The sequence below is a fragment of the Kitasatospora sp. NPDC048365 genome, from assembly GCF_043200835.1.
Lineage (GTDB): Bacteria > Actinomycetota > Actinomycetes > Streptomycetales > Streptomycetaceae > Kitasatospora > Kitasatospora terrestris.
In genome coordinates this window covers 227,692-251,001 of the sequence record NZ_JBICYJ010000001.1, presented here as the reverse complement: position 1 = coordinate 251,001, position 23,310 = coordinate 227,692, and the positions used below count along the sequence as shown (strand labels likewise).

The following is a 23,310-nucleotide window of genomic DNA, read 5'->3' as shown; positions in this document are numbered from 1 at the left end:
GGTTCAAGAGCGGTACACCCCGCTCCTCTTTGATCGGCCGTGTTGCCGGTTCTGGCCGGAAAGTGCGCAGAAAACCGCATCGGAATTGACGCGATATGGATCCGGAATGGGCCGGCCCCCGAAAGGGGACCGGCCCACCTGGTGAGACGTCGTCAGTCCAGCAGGCCGAGGCGCCGGGCGGCGGTCTCCGGGTCGACCGGGACGACCTGCGGCTGCGGCGCACCGGCCACCGCCCAGTCCGGGTCCTTCAGGCCGTTGCCGGTGACGGTGCAGACGATCCGCTGGCCCGGGTCGACCAGGCCGGCCTCCGCCTTGGCCAGCAGGCCGGCCACCGAGGCGGCCGAGGCGGGCTCCACGAAGACGCCCTCCTGTGCGGCCAGCAGGCGGTACGCCGCGAGGATCTGACGGTCCGTCACCTTGTCGATCAGGCCGCCGGAGTCGTCCCGCGCGGCCAGCGCGAAGTCCCAGGAGGCCGGGTTGCCGATCCGGATCGCGGTCGCGATGGTCTGCGGCTTCAGCACCGGGGCGCCGTCCACGATCGGGGCCGAGCCGGACGCCTGGAAGCCCCACATCCGGGGCTTGCGGGTGGCCAGGCCGTCCTCCGCGTACTCGCGGTAGCCCTTCCAGTAGGCGGTGATGTTGCCCGCGTTGCCGACCGGCAGCACGTGGATGTCGGGGGCGTCGCCGAGCATGTCGACGATCTCGAAGGCGGCGGTCTTCTGGCCCTCGATGCGCACCGGGTTCACCGAGTTGACCAGGGCGACCGGGTACTTCTCGGACAGTTCGCGGGCCAGCGTGAGGCAGTCGTCGAAGTTGCCGTCCACCTGGAGGATCTTCGCGCCGTGCACCAGCGCCTGACCCATCTTGCCGAGGGCGATCTTGCCCTGCGGCACCAGCACCGCGGAGACCATCCGGGCGCGCACCGCGTACGCGGCCGCGGACGCCGAGGTGTTGCCGGTGGAGGCGCAGATGACGGCCTGGGCGCCGTCCTCCTTGGCCTTGGAGATGGCCATGGTCATCCCGCGGTCCTTGAAGGAGCCGGTCGGGTTGGCGCCCTCGACCTTGAGGTAGACCTCGCAGCCGGTGCGCTCGGAGAGCACCTGGGCGGGTACGAGCGGCGTGCCGCCCTCCAGGAGGGTGACCACGGGGGTGGAGTCGGTGACCGGCAGGCGGTCCCGGTACTCCTCGATCAGACCGCGCCACTGGTGGGTGTGCGCTCCTCTGGCGATGACTGCGTTCATCGTAGGTTCCTACTCCCCTTCGACCCGCATGATGCTGGCCACGTCACGCACGCTGTCCAGCGCGCGCAGCTTGTCGACCGTCGCCGACAGGGCGGCGTCGGTGGCCCGGTGGGTGACCACGACGAGCGAGGCGTCGCCGTCGCGGCCCTGCTGGCGCACGGTGTCGATGGAGACGCCGTGCTCCGCGAAGACCGACGCGACCTGGGCGAGCACACCCGCGCGGTCGTCCACGTCGAGGCTGACGTGGTAGCGGGTGACCACCTCGTCCATGGTCTTGGCCGGAAGCTGCGTGTAGACCGAGTCCGCCGGGCCTGTGGCGCCGCTGAGCTTGTTGCGACAGACCGCCACCAGGTCGCCCAGCACCGCCGAGGCGGTCGGCGAACCGCCCGCGCCCGGCCCGTAGAACATCAGCCGGCCGGCCGCCTCGGCCTCGACGAACACCGCGTTGTACGCCTCGCGGACCGAGGCCAGCGGGTGGCTGAGCGGGATCATCGCCGGGTGCACCCGGGCGGTCACCGACTCGCCGTCGGCGGACCGCTCGCAGATCGCCAGCAGCTTCACCACGCAGCCCATCGCCTTCGCGGAGGCGATGTCCGCGGCGGTCACCTCGGTGATGCCCTCGCGGTACACCTCGGCGGCGGTCACCCGGGTGTGGAAGGCGATCCCGGCCAGGATCGCGGCCTTCGCGGCGGCGTCGAAGCCCTCCACGTCGGCGGTCGGGTCGGCCTCGGCGTAGCCCAGCGCCGTGGCCTCCTCCAGCGCCTCGGAGTACCCGGCGCCGGAGGTGTCCATCTTGTCGAGGATGAAGTTGGTGGTGCCGTTGACGATGCCCAGCACCCGGTTGACCTTGTCGCCGGCCAGCGACTCGCGCAGCGGGCGGATCAGCGGGATCGCGCCGGCCACCGCGGCCTCGTAGTACAGGTCGACCCCGGCCTGCTCGGCCGCGGCGTGCAGCTCGGCGCCGTCCTGGGCGAGCAGCGCCTTGTTGGCCGAGACCACCGAGGCGCCGTTCTCGAAGGCCTTGAGGATGAGGTGTTTGGACGGCTCGATGCCGCCCACCACCTCGACCACGACGTCGATGTCGTCCCGGGCGACCAGCGCCTCGGCATCGGTGGTGAGCAGGTGCTCCGGCACCCCCGGGCGCGGGCGACCGGCCCGGCGGACGGCGATCCCGGCGAGCTCGACCGGGGCGCCGACGCGCGCGGCGAGGTCGTCGGACGTCGTCGTCATGATGCGCGCCACCTCGGAGCCCACCACACCACAACCCAGCAACGCCACCTTCAGCGGGCGCGTACGCATCATCCGACTCCGCTCTGCATTCTTCGGTCTCCGCCGGGTCCTCCACCGGACCCGCACGCTATTCGGTCCCTACCAGTCTCCGGGACTTTCCCGTGGGATCTACGGCTGGTCCACGTTCTGAGACAAGAATTTCGTCAGCCGATATCCAGCCGCAGGAGATCCTCCTCCGTCTCCCGACGGACGATCTCCCGGGCCGCGCCGTCGCGCACCGCCAGCACGGGGGGGCGCAGCGCGTGGTTGTAGTTGCTCGCCATCGAGCGGCAGTACGCGCCGGTCGCCGGAACGGCGATCAGGTCGCCGGGCGCCAGGTCGGCCGGCAGGAAGGCGTCCCGGACCACGATGTCGCCCGACTCGCAGTGCTTGCCGACCACGCGGACCAGCATCGGCGCCGCGTCGCTGGTCCGCGACACCAGTGCCACCGAGTACTCGGCGTCGTACAGCGCGGTGCGGATGTTGTCGGACATGCCGCCGTCCACACTGACGTACGTCCGCAGGCCGTCCAGCGGCTTGATGGTGCCCACCTCGTACAGCGTGAACGCGGTCGGGCCGACGATCGCCCGGCCCGGCTCCACGCTCAGGCGCGGCGCGGTCAGCTCGGCCGCCGCGCACTCCCGGCGGACGATCTCCGCCAGCGAGGCCGCGATCTCCGCCGGGCTGCGCGGGTCGTCCTCGCTGGTGTACGCGATGCCCAGGCCACCGCCCAGGTCGATCTCCGGCAGCTCGACGCCGTGCTCGTCCCGGATCTCCGCCAGCAGGCCGACCACCCGGCGGGCAGCCACCTCGAAGCCGGCGAAGTCGAAGATCTGCGAGCCGATGTGCGAGTGGATGCCGCGCAGCTCCAGGCTCTCCGGGTGCGCCAGCACCCGGCGGACCGCCTCCGCCGCGGCGCCGCCGTTCAGCGACAGGCCGAACTTCTGGTCCTCGTGCGCGGTCGCGATGAACTCGTGGGTGTGCGCCTCCACGCCGACCGTGATCCGGATCAGCACGGGCTGCCTGGTTCCCTGGGCCTCGGCGATCGCCGCCAGCCGCTCGATCTCCTGGTAGGAGTCGACCACGATGTGCCCGACCCCGGCCTTCACGGCCTGCTCCAGCTCGTGCACCGACTTGTTGTTGCCGTGCAGCGCGATCCGCTCGGCCGGCATCCCCGCCGCCAGCGCCACCTGCAGCTCGCCCGAGCTGCACACGTCGACGTTCAGGCCCTCCTCGTGCAGCCAGCGCACGACCGCCTTCGACAGGAACGCCTTGCCCGCGTAGAACACGTCCGCGTCGCTGCCGAAGGCGTCCCGCCAGGCCCGGGCCCGGGCGCGGAAGTCCGCCTCGTCCATCACGTACGCCGGGGTGCCGAACTCGGCCGCCAGGCTCTTCACGTCCACGCCGCCGACGGTGGCCACACCCTCGGCGTTGCGGACTACGGTCTGCGACCACACCTTCGGGTCCAGCGCGTTCAGATCGCTCGGCGGTGCCTGGTAGTGGCCCTCGGGGAGCACGTCGCCGTGCCGGGGGCCTGCGGGGTGGGCGGAGCGGCTCATCTCAGTGACTTCCTCGACCTATGGCGAGGGGCGGCGACCGGTCTCCGTCGACCGGTCAGCCGCCCCCGCTGTGCGCATGGGGGGTAGTGCTTACATCCGCTCGGGTGCCGAAACACCCAGCAGCGTGAGGCCGTTGGCGATCACCGTACGCGTCGCGTCGGCGAGCCAGAGGCGCGCGTGCGTGAGGTCCGTGACCTCCTCGTCGCCCTTCGGCAGGATCTGGCAGTTGTCGTAGAACCGGTGGTACTCGCGGGCGACGTCCTCCAGGTAGCGCGCCACGTGGTGCGGCTCGCGCTGCTCACCGGCCCGTGCCAGCACCCGGGGGAACTCGCCGAGCTGGCCGAGCAGCGTCGACTCCCACTCGGTGGAGAGCAGTTCCGGTTTGAAGTCCGCCGACTTGGTGATGCCGAGCTCGGCCGCCTTGCGCTGCACGCCGCACATCCGGGTGTGCGCGTACTGCACGTAGTAGACCGGGTTCTCGTTGGTCTGGCTGGTCAGGATGTTGATGTCCAGCGTGATCGTGGAGTCGGTCGAGAAGCGCGCCAGCGTGTAGCGGGCCGCGTCCACTCCGATCCAGTCGACGACGTCGTCGATCGTGATGATGTTGCCGGCCCGCTTGGACATGCGGACCTCTTCGCCGTCGCGAAGCATCTTCACGAACTGGCCGATCTTCACCTCGATGTTCCGGTCCATGTCGTCGCCCGCACAGGCGGCGATGGCCTTGAGCCGGTTCACGTAGCCGTGGTGGTCGGCGCCGAGCATGTAGACCGAGACCTCGGAGCCCCGGTCGCGCTTGCTCAGGTAGTACGCGGCGTCGGCGGCGAAGTAGGTGGTCTCGCCGTCCGCCTTGATCAGGACGCGGTCCTTGTCGTCACCGAAGTCGGTGGTGCGCAGCCAGATCGCGCCGTCCTGGTCGAAGACGTGGCCCTGCTCGCGCAGCCGGACGATCGCCTGCTCCACCGCGCCCGAGTCGTGCAGGGTCTTCTCGGAGAACCACACGTCGAAGTGGGTGCCGAACTCGTCCATCGAGCGCTTGATCTCGGCGACCATCAGCTTCAGGCCCTCGGCCCGGAACGCCTTGAGCTGCTCGTCCTCGGGCAGGTCGAGCACGCCGGGAGCACCGTCGGTGATCGCCTTCGCGATGTCGACGATGTACTCGCCCACGTAGCCGTCCGCGGGGACCGGCTTGCCGTTGGCGGCGGCCTGCAGCGAGGCGGCGAACTTGGAGATCTGCACGCCGGCGTCGTTCAGGTAGTACTCGGTGGTGACCTCGGCGCCGGTGGCCTTCAGGACACGCGCCAGCGAGTCGCCGACCGCGGCCCAGCGGACGCCGCCGATGTGGATCGGACCGGTCGGGTTCGCCGAGACGAACTCCAGGTTGATCTTCAGGCCCTTGAGCGCCTCGTTGCGGCCGTACGCCTCGCCGGCCTCGACGATGGTGCGCGCCAACTCGCCCTGGGTGGCGGCGTCCAGCGTGATGTTCATGAAGCCCGGACCGGCGATGTCGACCTTCGCGACGCCGGTGATCTCTCGCAGGCGGGCGGCCAGCAGTTCCGCGACGGCTCGCGGCGGCACACCGGCCGGCTTCGCGAGCTGGAGGGCCACGTTGGTGGCGTAGTCGCCGTGGTCCCTGTTCTTGGGACGCTCGACCGTCACGTGCTCGGGCACGGCGACGGTCAGCTCGCCCGCCTCGACGGCGGCGCTCACGGCGTCCTGGACTGCCTGGGAGAGTTCTGCGGGTGTCACGACGCCAAGCGTAGGCGAGAGGGGGTGGCGGGCCGCCACCCGGTTTACCCGTTGAGACGCCCCGTATCAGGGTGAACATCGTCCGAGGCCCCGACGCGTTCGCTCAGAGCTGAATTGCGACGGCGGTGCCGCGCCGCCCTAGAACTGCCCGCCGAAGCCGTACGCGAAGCCGCGCTCCTCGGTGCCGGGGTCGGCGTCACCCAAGGTCATCAAGCGCTGCACCAGCGCCACCAGGTCCGCCGGGTCAAAGGGCTTCGCCAGGTACCCGTCGACGCCCACCGACTCGCCGCGGTGCAGATCCGACTGGGTGCAGGCGCTCACGATCGCGATCGGCAGCCGGTGCGTGTCCGGCGCCGCACGCAGCCGGGCCGCCGTCCGCAGCCCGTCCAGCCGCGGCATCACCACGTCGAGCGTCACCACGTCCGGCGCGACCCGGCGGACCACCTCCAGGCACTCCGCGCCGTCGGCGGCGGTCACCACCTCGAAGCCCTCGAGCTCCAGGTTGACCCTGATCAGCTGGCGGATCACCTCGCTGTCGTCCACCACGAGGACCCGCCCGGAGGTTCCCTGCACATCACCGAGGGTAGCCGCGCACCCACCGCCCCGTCCGGCCTTTCCCCACTTCGCCCCCACCACCCCGCCCGCCCGGCACCACCGACCCGCCCGCGGAAACCCATGCACGGACCACCCGACCGGCCTGGTAGTGTTCTCCACGTCGCACCGAGCAACAACGCGACACCAGGCAGGCCCCCGTAGCTCAGGGGATAGAGCACCGCCCTCCGGAGGCGGGTGCGTAGGTTCGAATCCTACCGGGGGCACTTCGCACGAAGCGCCAACTGAGGCCCAGATCAGCGGACTTGATCCGCACGATCTGGGCCTTTGTCGTGCTCCGCCGCGGTGCGGCTCAGTGCGGCGGGTGGCGGCGGTGGGCGCCGCGGAGGACCAGGGACGGGGTGTCGGGGTCGTACGCGCCGCAGGCGGTGGCGGACCACGGGGACCACTGCTGGGGGACGGTGAAGTACGGGACCAGCAGCGGGCCGGTACGACGGTCGGTGGCCTTGGCGGGGAGCAGCGCGGGCAGCACGTCCGGGGTCTGCCCGGCGATGATCGCGCGGCGGCAGGCCGGACAGGCGGGGCGCCGGTCGGCGGCGGCCTCGCGGGCGGTGCGGGTGGGGCGCCGGCGGCGCTTCGCCTTGGTGTCGGCGGGCTCTGCGGGGCCGTGCAGCGGGTTGTAGAAGCAGCGGACGGCGGCGGGTTCCGGGCGGACGCCGGCGTGCAGGGCGTGGGCGGCGGCGAGGCGTTCCACGGCCTGTTCGGCGAGGATCACGGCGGCGGCCAGGTCGGGCAGGTCGGTGTGCGGGTCGGCGGCCGACTGGTCGAGCAGCCGGCCGGCCGCCTCGTACGCCTCCAGGGCCTGGCGGTAGGCGCGGTGGGCGGCGGATTCGTCGGCGGCGAGGGTGAGTTCGGCGGCCCGGAAGAGTTCACCGGCGGCTGTCACCCGGTCGGCGGCGATCCGGGCGAGCCGTTCGCGCAGCACCTCCCACTCGCGCAGCACGAGTTCCCGCTGCCCGCGGCCCGCCCGCCGCGGCTCCCGGTCGGCGCCGCGGCGCGGTCGGCCGCCGCCCGGCTGCTCCGGTGCCCGCTCGGACAGCCATGTGACGAACCACCAGCGGCGAAACACCGGCCCTCCGACCCCCCGACGAGAAGCGACCGGTTCATTCTGCGCCCGTCCGCCCGGGCAGCGGAACGCCGCAGGGCGGATCAGACCGCGGGCAGCGGGCCTGACAGTCGGCGGGAACGGCGCCGCGGAACGCGAGGAGGGAGCCTGCGTCCGCCCGTCGGAGCAGCGGGAAGCGGGAACCGGGCCGGCGGTCTCAGGCCGAGGTGGCCCGCGCGTACAGGTCGCCGACGGTGTGGTCGAAGTAGGCGCTGTACGAGATGTCGTCGGTGTCGCCGCCCTGCTGGTAGCCGCCGATCACGCCGATCACCCGTCCGCTGGTGGCCTCGATCCACGGGCCGCCGCTGGTGCCGCCGGGGAAGCCCGGGCAGGCGATGGCGCGTTGGAAGGTGGCCTGCCGGGTGGTGGCGTTGGTGCAGACGAGGGGCCGCTCGGTCTTCGCCGGGTAGCCGTACAGTCGCACCTGGGCGGTCCGGCTCGCGTCCAGGCCGAGCGGGTTGCCGCCGACCGCGTCCTCGATCTCGCGGCCGCCGTTGGGGTCGACCCGGAGGATCGCGAAGTCCTCGTCGGGGTCCTCGCCGTTCTGCCAGCCGTCGCTGGTCCAGATCGCGGTGACCTTCCAACTGCCGTACGGGGCTTTGCCGTCGCGGTAGCCGGGGACGAAGCGCAGGCCGTCGGTGGAGGAGACGCAGTGCGCGGCGGTGAGGATCAGGTCGTGGCCGGGGCTGTCCAGCACGCTGGCGGAGCAGAAGTGGTGGCCGGGTCCGACGCTGCCGTCGAACAGGGCGCCGACCCGGTCGGCTTCGGTGCCGGCGGCGGCCTCCGCGGTCTTTCCGAGCTCGGGCGGCGGCGAGTACGAGGGCACGGTGGCGAGGTGCCTGGTGTCCGTCGGTACGCCGGTGCCGCCGGAGAGGACCGGCCGGTCGTCCGCCCCGCCGGTGGCGCTCGCGGTCGCCGACGGGGTGGTGGACGGGGTGGTGGACGGCGAGGGCACCAGGGGTGCGGCGACCGGGAGTTCGGTGTTCGGGCGGGCGGTGGCCTCCGCCCTGGCGTGGGTGACGAGTTCGGTGGCGGCGGCGGTGATGCCGACCAGGCCGACGGCGAGCACGGAGGTCAGGGCGACCGGCCGGAGCACCCGTAGCCCCCGCCCCCTGCTGTGCCGTCCCATCCGCATGCCTCGTTCCTGCCCCGCGGCAGCTCGGTGTCCACGTCGATGCGACGTGGACACTCAAACTATGGGACGACCGCCAGGAAATAGTGTGATCTCCCTGGGAGACACATGAGATTTGTGCACGCTCCGCTCCGCGCGGAGCGGAGCGTGCACGGCGGCTCAGACCGCGGCGCGCGCGGTGGCCTCGGCGTCCTTCCCCTCGGCCTCGCCGGGCGCCGGACGGTGGTCGATCATCACGAAGGCAATCACGGACGCGAGCAGCAGGATGCCGAGCGCGACCCAGGTGGCCACCACGTAGCCGTGCACCGCGCCCTCGGCCTGCACCGCCTGATCGGCCGCGTTGCGGGTGGCGAGCCAGGTGGCGGTGGCGCTGGCGGCGATGGTGTTGAGCAGGGCGGTGCCGATCGAGCCGCCGACCTGCTGGGCGCTGTTGATGATCGCCGAGGCGGCGCCGGTCTCGCTCGGCGCGACGCCGAGGGTGGACAGGCTCATGGTCGGCATGAAGACCAGGCCCATGCCGGCGCCGAGCAGCACCTCGGCGGGCAGCACCATGGTGGCGTAGGAGCTGTCGACCTGGAGCTGGGTGAGCCAGGCCATGCCGGCGGCGGCCAGCAGCAGCCCGGGGACGACCAGGTTGCGGGAGGGCACCCGGGTCATCATCCGGGAGGCGATGCCGGTGGCGGACAGGATGATGGCGGCGGTCATCGGCAGGAAGGAGACGCCGGCCATCACCGGCGAGTACCCCTTCACGCCTTGCAGGTAGAAGGTGAGGAAGAGGAACAGGCCGTACATGCCGATGATCGCCAGGCCGACCGAGAGCGCGCCGCCGCCGCGGTTGCGGTCGGCGACCAGGTGGATCGGCAGCAGGGCGTGCGGGCTGCGCCGCTCGACCACGACGAACACCACCAGCAGCAGGGCGCCGAGGCAGAGCGAGGTCAGCACCAGCCAGTCGCCCCAGCCGCGGGTGACCGCTTCGGCGGTGCCGTACACGATGGCGAGCAGGCCGCCGCAGCCGAGGAAGGCGCCCGGCAGGTCGAGCGGGGTGCGGTGGTCCTTGGCGATGTGGTCGCGCTTGAGCAGGTAGAACGCGCCGATGGCGGCGCCCAGCGCGATCGGGACGTTGACGTACAGGCACCAGCGCCAGTTCAGGTACTCGGTGAGCAGGCCGCCGGTGATCAGGCCGATCGCGGCGCCGCCGCCGGCCAGGGCGCCGAAGACGCCGAAGGCGGTGGAGCGTTCGCGTGGGTCGCTGAAGGTGGTGGAGAGCAGCGACAGGGCCGAGGGGGCGAGCAGTGCGCCGAAGGCGCCCTGCAGGGCGCGGGCGGCGAACAGCATGCCGCCGCCGGTGGCCATGCCGCCGAGCGCGGAGGCGAAGGCGAAGCCGAGCAGGCCGATGATGAAGGTCCGTTTGCGGCCGTAGAGGTCGCCGAGCCGTCCGCCGAGCAGCAGCAGGCCACCGAAGGCCAGCAGGTAGGCGGTGATCACCCATTGCCGGTTGGCGTCGGAGATGCCGAGGTCCTTCTGCGCGGACGGTAGTGCGATGTTCACGATCGTCGCATCGAGGACGATCATCAGCTGGGCGATGGCGATGACCGCCAGTGCCCACCAGCGGCGGGGATCCACCGCGGTGTCGTCGGGGGCGTGCTGGGGGGTCACCGTGGGCCGCCTTCCGTCGGGGAACGGGCTGGCGCGAGCAGCGAACGGGCTGGACGCGCGCAACGCTCTTTCCAGGAGAACGCTCCCGGTGGAGGGGCACAAGGCGATTTGCGGCAAAATGTCACGATTTGGGACGAAAGTCCCGGGGGGCTGGGTCACGAGACCTGGTCCCCCGGGACGGGAACGGCCAGGTCAGAGTGCGGCCAGCTCCGCGACCAGGTCGTCCAGACCGAGCGAGCCCTGGGAGAGTGCCGCCATGTGCCACGCCTTGAGATCGAACTCCTCGCCGCGCGCCTCGGCCGCCGCCTTCGCCGCGGCCCGGCCCTGCAGCCAGGCGCGCTCGCCCAGCTTGTAGCCGATCGCCTGGCCGGGCAGGCCCAGGTAGCGCACCAGCTCGCTGTCCAGGAAGTCCGAGGACAGGCCGCAGTAGCGGCCGAAGAACTCGCGGGCCGCGTCCGGCAGCATCGGCTCGCCCGCGCGGTACGGCGAGTCCGCCGGGAAGTCGAGGCCGGCGTGCATGCCGATGTCGACGATCACCCGCAGCGCGCGCATCATCTGGGCGTTGAGGTAGCCGAGCCGGGCGCCCGGGTCGGTGAGGTAGCCCAGCTCGTCCATCAGGCGCTCGGCGTACAGCGCCCAGCCCTCCAGGTTGGCGCTCACCCCGCCGAGGGTGACCTGGTAGGTGGAGAGCTTGTTGGCGACGTACGTCCACTGCGCCAGCTGCAGGTGGTGGCCGGGGACACCCTCGTGGTACCAGGTGGAGACCAGGTCCCAGACCGGGAAGGACTCGCGGCCGAGGGTGGGCAGCCAGGTGCGGCCCGGGCGGGAGAAGTCCAGCGAGGGCTGGGTGTAGTACGGCGCGGCGGCGCTGCCCGCGGGGGCGAGCCGGGACTCGACCTTCAGCAGCGGCTCGGCCAGGTCGAAGTGGGTGCCCTGGAGGTCGTTGATCGCGCCGTCCATCAGGCCCTGCAGGTACTCGCGGACGGCCTCCTCGCCCTTGATCGCGGGGCCGTCGGTCTCCAGCCACTTCATCGCCTGCATCGGGGTCGAGCCCGGGAGGACCTTCTCCGCCTCGGTGCGCATCTGGGCGTCCAGGTCGTGGAACTGCTCCCAGGCCCAGCGGTACGCCTCGTCCAGGTCGAGGTCGGCGCCGGTCCAGTAGCGGACGAAGCGCGCGTAGCGCTCCCGGCCCACGGTGTCGGAAGTGTCGGCGGCGGCCGGGGCGTACACCTCGGCCAGCCAGTCGCGCAGCTCGGACAGCGCGTCGGTGGCGGCAACCGCGGTGGCGCCCAGCTCGGCGCGCAGCGCCTCGGGCGCGTCCTGCACGAAGGTGCCGAACCAGCCGCCGGGCACCTCGCCCTCCAGCCACTCGGCGATCTGGTCGATCACCGTGGCGACCTGGCGCGGGCCGGAGAGCAGGCCGCGCTCGATGCCGGCGGCGAGGGTCTCGCGGTACTGCGCGATGGCCTGCGGCACCCGGGCCAGCCGGCGGCCGATCAGGCCCCAGTCGTCCTCGGTGGCGGTCGGCATGATGGTGAAGACCTCGCGCACGTTGTGCACCGGGGAGCCGAGGTTGCGGACCGCGACGTAGTTCTCGCCCGCGTCGTGCACGGCGAGTTCGGCGGTCAGGCGCTCGCGCAGCAGGCGGGCGCAGCGGCGCTCGGCCTCGCTGTCGGCGGCGCCGGCCGCCTCGGCGGCGTCCAGTTCGGCGAGGGTGCGCCGGCCGAGGTCGGCGAGGGCGTCGAAGCCGGCCGGGGAGAGGTCGGTGAGCCGGTCGTCGTCGAGGTTGACGCCGAGGTAGATCGCGGTCAGCGGGTCGAGATCGGCAAGGGCCTGGACGTAGGAGTCGGCGATGCGGCGCGGGGTGGGGCCGCCGTTCTCTGAGGTGATCAGTTCATGAGCCATTCGGCCATCCTGTCGCAGCGCCGGGCGAATTCAAGCCCCTTTGGCCAGGGTCACGCGCTGGAACGGCGGCGCTGCTGCCAGTTCCGGACGGCCATCGCCGGGTCCCACACCGGGCGCCCCCGGGTGAGCGGGTAGCAGGCCAGGCCGATCAGCACCGCGCAGAAGTGCCCCAGGTCGGTGAAGGTGTGACCGGAGATCAGCGGCGCCAGGTAGAAGGCGAGCAGTCCGGTGCCGTACACCCAGCGCCAGCGGCCCGCGAAGCGGTACATCAGCACGCCCTCCACACCGGCCAGCGCGTACGAGACGCCGACGTCCACGGTGTTGGCCATGTTGGCCGGGAGGGAGCCGTTGTGGACGCCCCAGGCGACCACGCCCTCGCTGATGTAGGTGGCCAGCACGTGCGCGGAGAGCGCCACGGCCAGCCAGCGGGCGGTGCCGAGCCAGCGCTCGGCCGGGACGTGGAAGACGTGGAAGATCACGAAATAGAAGAGGAAGTCGGCCTGCTCGGTCCAGATCAGGCTGGCCAGCAGGGCGTGGATCGGGTGGTGGGTCAGCTGGTCGATGTTGGTGGAGCGCTTGGCCAGGAACCAGTCCAGCGACTCCGGGTCGATCCGGGACACCACGAGGCTGGTGACCGCGAGCAGCAGCAGCCAGACATAGGTGCCCGGCGAGGCCTTGATCCACGTCCACACCGCCCGCACCTCGCCGCTCCTTCGCCGCAGCCCGGGCGCTCTCACCGGGGATTGATCACATCATGGGGCGGTATGTCCGAGCCCGGCGGGACGACCCGCCGGGGGCCCGCGGCACTGCCTCCGCACGGGCGGTTCCGGAACGCCGCGCGGCGGTTACGCTGGCCGCCATGGCAGCGAGTACCCCCACAGACCCGCAGGCCCCCGACCCGGCCGGAGCGGCCGGCACCGAGCGTCCGCGCCGGGCCGGCTACCGGCGGCTGCCGGTGCAGCAGCGGCGCGAGCAGCTGATCGCGGTCGCCCTGGAGCTCTTCGGCTCCCGCCCGCCGGAGGAGGTCACGCTCGACGACGTCGCCGAGGCGGCCGGCGCCTCCCGGCCGCTGGTCTACCGCTACTTCGCCGGCGGCAAGCAGCAGCTGTACGAGGCCGCGCTGCGCAGCGCGGCCCAGGAGCTGACCAGCCGCTTCCACGTGACCGGCGGCGGCACCCCCACCGAGCAGCTGGCCGACGTGCTCGGCCGCTACTTCTCCTTCGTCGCCGACCACGACGCCGGGTACGGCGCGCTGCTGCGCGGCGGGTCGGTGGTGGAGACCGCGCGGACCGGCGCGATCGTGGACGAGGTCCGGCGGGCGGCGCTCCGTCGCACCCTGCGCTACCTGGGCGTGGGGGAGGCCGGGCCGCGGCTGACGCTGCTGGTCCGGGCCTGGATCTCGGTGGTGGAGGCGTCCGCGCTCAGCTGGCTGGACGAGGGCCGGCAGATCCCCCGCGAGGAGCTGTGCGCCTGGCTGATCGACCAGTTCACCGCGATGGCCGGGGCGACCGCGGTGCACGACCCGCAGACCGCCGAGGTGCTGCACCGGCTGCTCGCGCTGGAGACCGAGGACAGCCCGGCCGGGGTGCTGCTCACCCGGCTGCGGGCCGTCTGGGGCTGAGCGGGCCGTCAGGCCTTGCCGAGGGTGTGGCGCTGGCGGCCGAGACCGGTGACCTCCAGCTCGACCACGTCGGACGGCCGGAGGAAGGGCGTACCGGGGCGGCCCAGGGTGACGCCCGCCGGGGTGCCGGTGACGATGACGTCGCCGGGCTCCAGCACCATGAACTGGCTCAGGTAGCGGACGATCTCCAGCACCGGGAAGATCATCTCCGCGGTGGTGCCGTCCTGCCGCAGCTCGCCGTTGACCCACAGCCTGAGGTCCAGCGCCTGCGGGTCGGCCACCTCGTCGGCGGTCACCAGCCACGGGCCGAGCGGGGTGAAGGTCTCGGCGGACTTGCCCTTGTCCCACTGGCCGCCGCGCTCGAACTGGAACGCCCGCTCGGTCACGTCGTTCACCGCCGCGTACCCGGCGATCACCGCCGCGGCCTCGGCATGCCCGTCCAGGTAGCGGGCCCGGCGGCCGATCACCACGGCCAGCTCGACCTCGTAGTCGGTCTTCTCGCCGCCGCGCGGCACCAGGACCTCGTCGTTCGGGCCGACCACGGTGTTGCTCGGCTTCAGGAAGACCACCGGCTCGGCCGGGATCTGCGCACCCGCCTCGGCCGCGTGGTCCCGGTAGTTGAGGCCGATGCCGACCACCTTGCCGGGCCGGGCCACCGGGGCGCCGATCCGCTGCCCGTCGAGGTCGAGGCGGGGCAGCTCGCCCGCCGCGACGGCCGCGGCCAGCTCGGCCGCGTCCAGGCGGTCGAGGAAGGCGCCGTCGATGTCCGCGGTCCGACCGGAGAGGTCGTACGCGGCGCCGTCGGCGTCGAGTACGGCCGGCCGCTCTTCGCCGGCGGGGCCCACACGGAGGAGCTTCATTGCCCATCACCACCTGGTTCGTCGCACGTCTGCTGACTCCGAGGTATATCAATGTTTCCACCCTGCGGAACAGTGGTCTCACTTCGTGGAATTCCTATCAATTCCTCCAAGTCGGGACGGTCCCGGCTCGGGCGGCCGCACCGTTGACAAGGACGCCCCCGCCCCGGGATGTCGGGCACGCCTGGTAGACAGGGCCTCGGCCGCACCACGACCGAGGAGCAGCGCATGACGATCAACGAGCACATCGAGGAGTTCCACGGACTCCCGGTCCACGACTTCCTCGCCGCGGCCGAGGGCGCCGCCCCGCCCGACCCGGCGGCCGTCGCCTGGCGGATCGGTCTGGAGTACGACTCCCCGCACTCCTTCGCCGAGGCCTGGCAGCGCTTCCTCGACACCGTCGACACCGCCCGGGTCACCGCCGTGGTGATCGGCAACTGGGCGCCCGAGGAGCCCGAGCCGCTGACCGGGCCGCTCGCCGCGATCGTCGCCGCCGCCGGACGGCTGCCCGCCCTGCGGGCACTCTTCCTCGGCGACATCACCTTCGAGGAGTGCGAGATCTCCTGGCTCCAGATGTGCGACATCACGCCGCTGTTCACGGCGTACCCGCAGCTGGAGGAGCTGGTCGTGCGCGGCGCCGGCGAGGACTACGAGGGCTCCACCCGGCTCGCCCTCGGCCCGCTGCGGCACGAGCGGCTGCGCGCCCTGCGCTTCGAGTCCGGCGGCCTGCCCGGCGCCGTCGTCCGGGCGGTCGGCGCCTGCGACTTCCCCGCGCTGGAGCGGCTGGAGCTCTGGCTCGGCGTCCCGAACTACGGCGGCGACTGGACCACCGCCGACCTCGCCCCCTTCCTCGGCGGCGACGCCCTGCCCGCGCTGCGCCACCTCGGCCTGCAGAACGCCGAGCAGCAGGACGAGATCGCCGCCCTGGTGGCGCAGGCGCCCGTGGTCCCCCGGCTCACCGGCCTGGCGCTGTCCATGGGCGCGCTCACCGACGAGGGCGCCGAGGCCCTGCTCGGCGGGCAGCCGCTCACCCACCTCGCCACCCTCGACCTGCACCACCACTACCTCACCGAGCAGACCCGGCAGCGCCTGCGCGACGCGCTGCCCGGCGTGGCCCTCGACCTCTCCGGCGCGGAGAAGCCGGACGACAAGTGGCGCTACGTCGCCGTCGCCGAATAGGCGGTCCGGCCGCGATGCGCCTCACCGTGCTGGGCAACCCGGGCCACCGGCGGGTGACCCTGTTCGCCGCCGCGGCCCGGGCCGCCGGGCTGCCCGAACCCGCCGTCCTGCCCTGGCTCGACGTCCTGCGCGGGACGGCCGGGCCGGCGCCCGGCACGCTGCTGCGGATCGACTCCCCCGGCGAGGAGCCGGCCGTCGACGCGCTGCTGCGCGGGCCGGTGCTCGGCGCCGGGTACGCCCCCACCCGGGTCGAGGGCGGGCCCGCCTGGCACGCCGGCGTGGTCGGGGCCCTGCACCGGCTCGCCGCGCGGCCCGGCGTCCGGCTGCTCGGCGACCCCGCGGAGATCGCGGCGATGTTCGACAAGCCCGCCGCGCACGCCCGGCTGGACGCCGCCGGGGTGCCGGTGCCGCGGGCGCTGGGCGGCGCCGCACCCGCCGGGTGGGAGGACCTGAAGGAGCGCCTGCGGGCGGCCGGGATGCGCCGGGTGTTCCTCAAGCCCGCGCACGGGTCGTCCGCGTCGGGTGTGGTGGCGCTGGAGTTCGGCGCGGGCGGGCGGGTCCAGGCGACCACCTCGGTCGAGGTGGCGGCGGACGGGCTGCACAACTCCCTGCGGGTGCGGCGCCACCGCGCGGAGCGGGAGGTCGCCGAGCTGGTCGACCGGCTCGCGCCCGAGCGCCTGCACGTCGAGCAGTGGGTGCCGAAGGCCGGGCAGCACGGGCACGCCGCCGACCTGCGCGTGGTGGTCGTCGGCGGCCGCGCCACCCACGTCGTCGTCCGCACCGGCCGGCACCCGATGACCAACCTCCACCTCGGCGGCGCCCGCGGCGACCTCGCCGCCGCCCGCGCCGCCGCGGGCCCCGCCTGGCCGGCCCTGCTGGAGACCGCCGAGCGGGCCGCCGCCTGCTTCCCGCACAGCCCGGCGGTCGGCGTCGACCTGCTCCCCACCCCGCGCTGGCGCCGCACCCTGGTCGGCGAGGTCAACGCCTTCGGCGACCTGCTCCCCGGCCTCCCGGGCCTCCCCGACGGCCCCGCGGCCGGGCTCGACACCTACGGCGCGTGGATCGCGCACCTACCTGAGGACCCTCGTGCCTGACCCTTCCCTCCCCGACATGAACGAGGTCGTCGGCTCGCACGACCTGCTGCTGGTCACCCTCGACACCCTCCGCTACGACGTGGCCGAGGAGCTGGCCGCCGCCGGCCGGCTGCCCCACCTCGCCCGCCACCTGCCCGCCGGGCGGTGGGAGAAGCGGCACGCCCCCGGCAGCTTCACCTACGCCTCGCACCAGGCGATCCTGGCCGGTTTCCTGCCCACCCCCGCGTCGCCGGACGGCCCGCACCCGCGCCTGTTCGCCGCCCGCTTCGCCGGCTCGGAGACCACCGAGCCGAGGACCTGGGTGTTCGACACCCCCGACCTCCCGTCCGCGCTGGCCGGCGCCGGGTACCGGACGGTCTGCATCGGCGGGGTCGGCTTCTTCAACCGCCGGGGCCCGCTCGGTTCGGTGCTGCCCGGCCTGTTCCAGGAGGCCCACTGGGAGCCGGAGATGGGCGTCCCCTCACCCACCTCCTTCGAGTCGCAGGTGGCGTGCGCCGAGCGGGTCGCCGCCGAACAGCCGCCCGGGCAGCCGCTGTTCCTGTTCCTCAACGTCTCCGCGCTGCACCAGCCGAACTGGTTCCACCTGCCCGGCGCGACCCGCGAGCACGGCGACTCCCGGGCCAGCCACGCCGCCGCGCTGGAGTACGTGGACGCGCACATCGGCCGGCTGTTCACCGCGATGAGCGCCCGCCGTCCGTGCTTCGCGATCGTCTGCTCCGACCACGGCACCGCGTACGGCGAGGACGGCTACACCGGGCACCGGATCGGCCACGAGGTGGTCTGGACGGTCCCGTACGCCCACTTCACCCTTCCCCTCTCCCCTGGACCATCCGGATGACGACCACCACCGCCGAGTCCCCGTACCAGAGTTACGTCTACGCCTACCCGCACAAGACCGCCTACCGGCCGCTCCCCGACCGGCCCGCGCTGCGCGAGGTGTGGGCCGGCGAGCGGCAGCACGCGCTCTCGCTCTACCTGCACGTCCCGTTCTGCGAGGTGCGCTGCGGCTTCTGCAACCTGTTCACCCGGATCGGCAGCCCGGAGGGCCTGACCACCGCGTACCTGGACGCCCTGGAGCGGCAGGCGACCGCCGTCCGGGCCGCGCTCGACACCGGCGCCCGCTTCGCCCTCGCCGCGTTCGGCGGCGGCACCCCCACCTACCTGACCGCCGCCGAACTGACCCGCCTCTGCGACATCGCCGAGCAGCGGACGGGCATCGACCTGCACGCCGTCCCGCTCTCCGTCGAGGCCTCGCCGGACACCTGCACGCCCGACCGGCTCGCCGTCCTCGCCGAGCGCGGCACCACCCGGCTGAGCATCGGCGTGCAGTCCTTCCTGAACACCGAGGCCCGCTCGGCCGTCCGCCCGCAGAAACGCGCCGCCGTCGAGACCGCGCTCGACCGGGCCCGCGCGGCCGGCTTCCCGGTGCTCAACATCGACCTGATCTACGGCATCGACGGCCAGACCGAGCGGAGCTGGCTGCAGTCGCTGGACGCCGCCCTCGCCTGGCGGCCGGAGGAGCTGTACCTCTACCCGCTGTACGTCCGCCCGCTCACCGGCCTCGGCCGGCGCGCCCCCGGCCCCTCCCCCGCCTGGGACGCCCAGCGGCTCGCGCTCTACCGCGCGGGCCGCGACCACCTGCTGGCGGCCGGCTACCAGCAGGTGTCGATGCGGATGTTCCGCCGGAGCGGCGCGGCCACCGCGAGCGCCGGCGAGTACGCCTGCCAGACCGACGGCATGGTCGGCCTCGGCTGCGGCGCCCGCTCCTACACCTCGAAGCTGCACTACTCCTTCGACTACGCGGTCGACGCGAGCGCCGTCCGCGGCATCATCGACGACTACGTGGCCACCAGCGACTTCGACCGCGCCGAGCACGGCTGGGAGATGACCGGCGACGAGCCGCGCCGCCGCCACCTGCTGCAGTCCCTGCTGCAGGCCGAGGGCGTCGACCTCGCCGCGTACCGCCGGCGCTTCAACAGCAGCCCGCGGGAGGACTTCCCCGCCGAACTGGCCGCCTTCGAGGAGCGCGGCTGGCTGACCGCCGACGGCGCCGCGCTCACCCCGGAGGGCCTGGCCCACTCGGACGCGATCGGCCCCGCCCTGTTCTCCGCCGAGGTGGCGGCCCGGATGGAGGCGTACGAGGCCCGATGAACCACCTCACCGTCCTCTACCGCGGCCCGCTCGCGTCCTGCGACTACGACTGCCCGTACTGCCCGTTCGCCAAGCGCCGGGACAGCCCCGAGCAGCTGCGCGCCGACCGGGCCGCCCTGGAACGCTTCACCGCCTGGGCCGCCGACTACCGCGAGGGCGGGCTGTCGGTGCTGTTCACCCCCTGGGGCGAGGGCCTCGTCCGGTCCTGGTACCGGCGGGCGATGGTCGACCTGAGCCACGCCCCGCACGTCCGCCGGGTGGCGATCCAGACCAACCTCAGCTGCCGCACCGACTGGCTCGCCGACGCCGACCCCGACAGCCTCGCACTCTGGGTGACCTACCACCCCGGCCAGGTCGACCACCGGCGGTTCCTGGACCGCTGCCGGGAGTTGACCGCGCTCGGCATCCGCCACAGCGTCGGCGTCGTCGGCGAACCCGACCACCTCGAACCCGCCCGCCGGCTGCGCGCCGAACTGCCCGCCGGCACCTACCTGTGGATCAACGCCGCCGACGGCCGCGACTACACCGACGCCGAGGCCGCCCGGTGGACGGAGCTCGACCCGCTCTTCCACTACAGCCGCCACCCGCACCCCAGCGGCGGCCGGGCCTGCCGCACCGGCGGCACCGTGGTCTCCGTCGACGGCGAGGGCACCGTCCGCCGCTGCCACTTCGTCCGCCCGCCGCTCGGCAACCTGTACGACGGCAGCTACCGCGCCGAGCTGCGGCCGCGGCCCTGCCCGCTGCCGGTCTGCGACTGCCACATCGGGTACGTCCACCTGGAGACCCTGCCGCTGTACGACGTGTTCACCGACGGCGTCCTGGAGCGGATCCCGTACGGGATGTGACGACCCGTCGGCCCGGGCGGCAGGTCAGCCCAGGACCATCGCGGTGGCGTGCGGGGCGGTCATGCCGTCCGGCACCGCCGCGAGCCGGGCGGCCAGACCCTTGCGGCCGGTGGCCCGCTCCAGCTCCGTCAGGTAGGCGTCCGCCTCCTTGTCGGAACCGAAGTCCCAGACGATCAACCGGTGCACCATCGCCACCGCCATCACCGGCGGCAGCGGCCCGCCGCCCACCACCCGGCGCCACTGCGGCACCATCCGGCCCAGCTCCGCCCGCGCCTCCGCGAGCGTGATGCCCTCGTCGCCGACCGTCTGCTCGATCACCGGGACGAGCTGCATCAACTCCCCGACCGCGGTCAGCACGTCGCCCGTCCGGCCGGTGTTCACGGCCTGCTGCACCTGCGCGGTGAACACCAGCGGATGCTGCGCGCCGAACTCGGTGCGCAGCACCGGCACCAGGTGGCGCAGCCGCAGCGCCGCGTCGTGCCCGTTGCCGGCGTTGCCGATCGCGAACGCGAGGTCCGCCTGCGCGTGCAGGGTCTCGCGGTCCGACGCGCCGAGGGCCTGGCTCATGTCCACCGAGACCTGGCCGAGCAGGTGGACGGCGCCCGCCGCGTCACCCGACTCGTTGCGGAACTGGCCGAGCTGGCGCCACGCGACCAGGGTCTCCCGGTCGTACCGGCCGAGCAGCGAGGTCATCTCCCGGGCGACCCGGTCCAGCAGGTGGATCGCGCCGTCCGGCGTCGGCGCCTCGAACGCGCCGTCCCGCAACCGCACCAGCAGCCCCCGGACCTCCGGCGACACCTCCGCCGCCTCGGGCGCCGCACCGAAACTCCCCACCGGCGACTCCGTCATCCCGGCCCCCTTCCACCGCCGCCCCGTACCGACCCCCAGACCCTACCCACCCGGACACCGCCCGACGGACACCGCCGGGGCCTGCGGGGGCGGTGCGACCCGGGGCTTCCGGGGTGGGGCGGCGGTGGAAGGATGGGTGGTGGGACGGCAACGGCGCTCGTCCCGTGGAGCAGGAGGTACCCGGTCATGGCCAAGCAGGCCCCGCAGAGCGATCCCGCGCAGGATGCGCCTCGCGTCGGCGCCCCGCAGCACGCTGCGGCCGGCCTGCCCGCCGTGGGCCACAGCCTGCGGATGGCGTCCGAGCAGATGTCCCCGAAGCGGGTGCTCGCCACGCTCCGGAAGGTGAACCAGCCGGACGGCTTCGACTGCCCGGGCTGCGCGTGGCCGGAGCCCGGGAAGACGCACACCGCCGAGTTCTGCGAGAACGGCGCGAAGGCGGTCGCCGAGGAGGCGACGGAGCGCCGGATCACGCCGGAGTTCTTCGCCGCGCACCCGGTGGCCGAGCTGGCGGAGCGTTCCGGCTACTGGCTGGGCCAGCAGGGCCGCCTGACCACCCCGATGCTGCTGGACGAGGGCGCGTCGCACTACACCCCGGTCTCCTGGGACGAGGCGTTCGCGCTGGTCGCCGAGGAGTTGAACGCGCTGGACACCCCGGACGGCGCCGCGTTCTACACCTCGGGCCGGACCAGCAACGAGGCGGCGTTCCTGTACCAGCTGTTCGCCCGCCGGCTGGGCACCAACAACCTGCCGGACTGCTCGAACATGTGCCACGAGTCCTCCGGCTCGGCGCTCACCGAGACGCTGGGGGTCGGCAAGGGCAGCGTCAGCCTGAAGGACCTCTACCAGGCGGACCTGATCATCGTCGCCGGTCAGAACCCGGGCACCAACCACCCCCGGATGCTGTCCGCGCTGGAGCGCGCCAAGCGCGCGGGCGCGAAGGTGGTGAGCGTCAATCCGCTGCCGGAGGCGGGCCTGGAGCGGTTCAAGAACCCGCAGAACGCCCGCGGCCTGGCGGGCGTCGGCACCAAGCTGACCGACCTGTTCCTGCAGATCCGGCTCGGCGGCGACCTGGCGCTGTTCCGCGCGCTCAACGGGATCCTGCTGGAGCGGGACGCGGTCGACCACGCCTTCGTCGCCGAGCACTGCCACGGTTTCGAGGAGTTCCGGGCCGACGCGGCGGCCACCGACCGGGAGGCGGTGCTCGCGGCGACCGGCCTGCCGTGGTCGCAGATCGAGGAGCTGGCCGAGCTGGTCCTGGGCTCGCAGAAGATCATCGTCTGCTGGGCGATGGGCCTGACCCAGCACAAGCACGCCGTGCCGACCATCCGCGAGGTGGTCAACTTCCTGCTGCTGCGCGGCAACGTCGGCCGGCCGGGCGCGGGCGTCTGCCCGGTGCGCGGTCACAGCAACGTGCAGGGCGACCGCACGATGGGCATCTTCGAGCGGCCGACCGCGGCGTTCCTGGACGCGCTGGGCAAGGAGTTCTCCTTCGAGCCGCCGCGCGAGCACGGCCTGGACTCGGTGGACACCATCCGCGCGATGCGCGACGGCCGGGTGAAGGTGTTCTTCGCGATGGGCGGCAACTTCGTCGCCGCGACCCCGGACACGCTGGCCACCGAGGCGGCGATCCGCTCCACCCGGCTGACGGTGCACGTCTCGACCAAGCTGAACCGCTCGCACGTGGTGACCGGCGCCCGCGCCCTGATCCTGCCCACCCTGGGCCGCACCGACCGGGACTGGACCGCGGCGGGTGCCCAGTTCGTCACCGTCGAGGACTCGATGGGCATGGTGCACTCCTCGCGCGGCGGCCTGCGCCCGCCCGCCGACGACCTGCTCTCCGAGGTCCGGATCGTCGCCCGGCTGGCCCGGGCGGTGCTCGGCCCGCAGGACGGGCTGCCGTGGGAGGAGTTCGGCGACTCGTACGACACGGTCCGCGACCGGATCTCCCGGGTCGTGCCGGGCTTCGACGACTTCAACGCCAAGGTCCGCCGCCCGGGCGGCTTCGCCCTGCCGCACGGTCCGCGCGACAGCCGGACCTTCCCCACCGCGACCGGGAAGGCCAACTTCTCGGTCAACCCGCTGACCGCGCCCGAGGTCCCGGAGGGCCGGCTGCTGCTGCAGACGCTGCGCTCGCACGACCAGTACAACACCACGATCTACGGGCTGGACGACCGTTACCGCGGCATCACCGGCGGCCGCCGGGTGGTCCTGGTCAACCCGGCGGACGCGGCCGAGCTCGGCCTCGCCGAGGGCGGCTACGTGGACCTGGTCAGCGAGTGGAAGGACGGCGTGGAGCGCCGCGCCCCGCACTTCAAGGTGGTGCACTACCCGGTCGCCCGGGGCGGCGCGGCGGCGTACTACCCGGAGACCAACGTGCTGGTGCCGCTGGACTCCACCGCGGACGTCAGCAACACCCCGACCTCCAAGGCCGTGGTGATCCGGTTCGAGCCGGACAGCACCGGGAGCTGAGGCCGACCGGCAGTCCGGCG

Annotated in this window: 19 protein-coding genes and 1 tRNA gene; 8 read left to right on the top strand and 12 right to left on the bottom strand. The window is 73.2% G+C overall.

Annotated elements, in window-relative coordinates; all coding sequences use genetic code 11:
- Positions 1-152: 152 nt before the first annotated feature.
- The 5 genes from thrC to ACGFX4_RS01115 all read right to left on the bottom strand — a co-directional run bounded on the left by thrC (position 153) and on the right by ACGFX4_RS01115 (position 6,388).
- Complete coding sequence (gene thrC, locus ACGFX4_RS01135) at positions 153-1,241, bottom strand: threonine synthase (RefSeq protein WP_393069153.1); 1,089 nt, start codon at positions 1,239-1,241, stop codon at positions 153-155.
- 9 nt (positions 1,242-1,250) lie between these two features.
- Entirely contained in the window at positions 1,251-2,543 is a 1,293-nt protein-coding gene (locus ACGFX4_RS01130) for a homoserine dehydrogenase (RefSeq protein ID WP_393069151.1), read from the bottom strand.
- Positions 2,544-2,674: 131 nt separating this feature from the next.
- Entirely contained in the window at positions 2,675-4,069 is a 1,395-nt protein-coding gene (gene lysA / locus ACGFX4_RS01125; RefSeq protein ID WP_393069149.1) for a diaminopimelate decarboxylase, read from the bottom strand.
- Positions 4,070-4,159: 90 nt separating this feature from the next.
- A complete protein-coding gene (gene argS / locus ACGFX4_RS01120; RefSeq protein ID WP_393069148.1) occupies positions 4,160-5,815 on the bottom strand; it encodes an arginine--tRNA ligase in 1,656 nt (551 codons plus the stop codon).
- 138 nt (positions 5,816-5,953) lie between these two features.
- Complete coding sequence (locus tag ACGFX4_RS01115) at positions 5,954-6,388, bottom strand: response regulator (RefSeq protein ID WP_393069146.1); 435 nt, start codon at positions 6,386-6,388, stop codon at positions 5,954-5,956.
- Positions 6,389-6,561: 173 nt separating this feature from the next.
- Between ACGFX4_RS01115 and ACGFX4_RS01110 the strand changes: the two genes are divergently transcribed.
- Positions 6,562-6,633, top strand: a tRNA-Arg gene (locus tag ACGFX4_RS01110).
- A gap of 86 nt (positions 6,634-6,719) precedes the next feature.
- Here ACGFX4_RS01110 and ACGFX4_RS01105 read toward each other — a convergent pair.
- From ACGFX4_RS01105 to ACGFX4_RS01085, 5 genes are all read right to left on the bottom strand, one after another.
- On the bottom strand, positions 6,720-7,496 hold the full coding sequence (locus ACGFX4_RS01105) for a hypothetical protein (protein ID WP_393069145.1): 777 nt from the start codon (positions 7,494-7,496) through the stop codon (positions 6,720-6,722).
- A 193-nt stretch (positions 7,497-7,689) separates the two neighbouring features.
- Positions 7,690-8,667: a trypsin-like serine peptidase gene (locus ACGFX4_RS01100; RefSeq protein ID WP_393069144.1), complete on the bottom strand. Its 978-nt coding sequence runs from the start codon at positions 8,665-8,667 to the stop codon at positions 7,690-7,692.
- A 156-nt stretch (positions 8,668-8,823) separates the two neighbouring features.
- On the bottom strand, positions 8,824-10,320 hold the full coding sequence (locus ACGFX4_RS01095; protein ID WP_393069143.1) for an MFS transporter: 1,497 nt from the start codon (positions 10,318-10,320) through the stop codon (positions 8,824-8,826).
- 192 nt (positions 10,321-10,512) lie between these two features.
- A complete protein-coding gene (locus ACGFX4_RS01090; RefSeq protein WP_393069141.1) occupies positions 10,513-12,225 on the bottom strand; it encodes a DUF885 domain-containing protein in 1,713 nt (570 codons plus the stop codon).
- Between the two features lie 50 nt (positions 12,226-12,275).
- On the bottom strand, positions 12,276-12,917 hold the full coding sequence (locus ACGFX4_RS01085) for a rhomboid-like protein (RefSeq protein WP_393069139.1): 642 nt from the start codon (positions 12,915-12,917) through the stop codon (positions 12,276-12,278).
- Between the two features lie 167 nt (positions 12,918-13,084).
- Here ACGFX4_RS01085 and ACGFX4_RS01080 point away from each other — a divergent pair, with 167 nt between their 5' ends.
- A complete protein-coding gene (locus tag ACGFX4_RS01080; protein ID WP_393069138.1) occupies positions 13,085-13,846 on the top strand; it encodes a TetR/AcrR family transcriptional regulator in 762 nt (253 codons plus the stop codon).
- Between the two features lie 8 nt (positions 13,847-13,854).
- Here ACGFX4_RS01080 and ACGFX4_RS01075 read toward each other — a convergent pair whose 3' ends face one another.
- A complete protein-coding gene (locus ACGFX4_RS01075; protein ID WP_345698962.1) occupies positions 13,855-14,706 on the bottom strand; it encodes a fumarylacetoacetate hydrolase family protein in 852 nt (283 codons plus the stop codon).
- A gap of 225 nt (positions 14,707-14,931) precedes the next feature.
- On the opposite strand from ACGFX4_RS01075, the gene ACGFX4_RS01070 reads away from it, so the two are divergent.
- The 5 genes from ACGFX4_RS01070 to ACGFX4_RS01050 are packed head-to-tail and all read left to right on the top strand — an operon-like array spanning position 14,932 to position 19,972.
- On the top strand, positions 14,932-15,882 hold the full coding sequence (locus tag ACGFX4_RS01070) for an STM4015 family protein (protein WP_393069136.1): 951 nt from the start codon (positions 14,932-14,934) through the stop codon (positions 15,880-15,882).
- 14 nt (positions 15,883-15,896) lie between these two features.
- The gene (locus tag ACGFX4_RS01065; RefSeq protein WP_393069135.1) at positions 15,897-16,976 is read left to right on the top strand and encodes an STM4014 family protein; all 1,080 of its coding nucleotides are present in this window, start codon (positions 15,897-15,899) and stop codon (positions 16,974-16,976) included.
- A 16-nt stretch (positions 16,977-16,992) separates the two neighbouring features.
- Complete coding sequence (locus tag ACGFX4_RS01060) at positions 16,993-17,814, top strand: STM4013/SEN3800 family hydrolase (protein WP_393069133.1); 822 nt, start codon at positions 16,993-16,995, stop codon at positions 17,812-17,814.
- Positions 17,811-19,127 (top strand): STM4012 family radical SAM protein, encoded by a 1,317-nt coding sequence (locus ACGFX4_RS01055; RefSeq protein WP_393069132.1) that lies wholly within the window; start codon positions 17,811-17,813, stop codon positions 19,125-19,127. Before ACGFX4_RS01060 ends, ACGFX4_RS01055 begins: the two co-directional genes overlap by 4 nt.
- Positions 19,124-19,972, top strand: a complete 849-nt coding sequence (locus ACGFX4_RS01050; RefSeq protein ID WP_393069131.1) for an STM4011 family radical SAM protein — start codon at positions 19,124-19,126, stop codon at positions 19,970-19,972. The genes ACGFX4_RS01055 and ACGFX4_RS01050 overlap by 4 nt, the downstream gene beginning before the upstream one ends.
- Positions 19,973-19,996: 24 nt before the next feature.
- Here the strand turns inward: ACGFX4_RS01050 and ACGFX4_RS01045 are convergent, their stop codons facing one another.
- Positions 19,997-20,821 carry a hypothetical protein gene (locus ACGFX4_RS01045; protein WP_393069130.1) on the bottom strand — a complete coding sequence of 275 codons (825 nt, stop codon included), beginning with the start codon at positions 20,819-20,821 and terminating at the stop codon, positions 19,997-19,999.
- Positions 20,822-21,007: 186 nt separating this feature from the next.
- Here ACGFX4_RS01045 and ACGFX4_RS01040 point away from each other — a divergent pair, with 186 nt between their 5' ends.
- The gene (locus ACGFX4_RS01040) at positions 21,008-23,290 is read left to right on the top strand and encodes an FdhF/YdeP family oxidoreductase (RefSeq protein WP_393069128.1); all 2,283 of its coding nucleotides are present in this window, start codon (positions 21,008-21,010) and stop codon (positions 23,288-23,290) included.
- Positions 23,291-23,310: the final 20 nt, after the last annotated feature.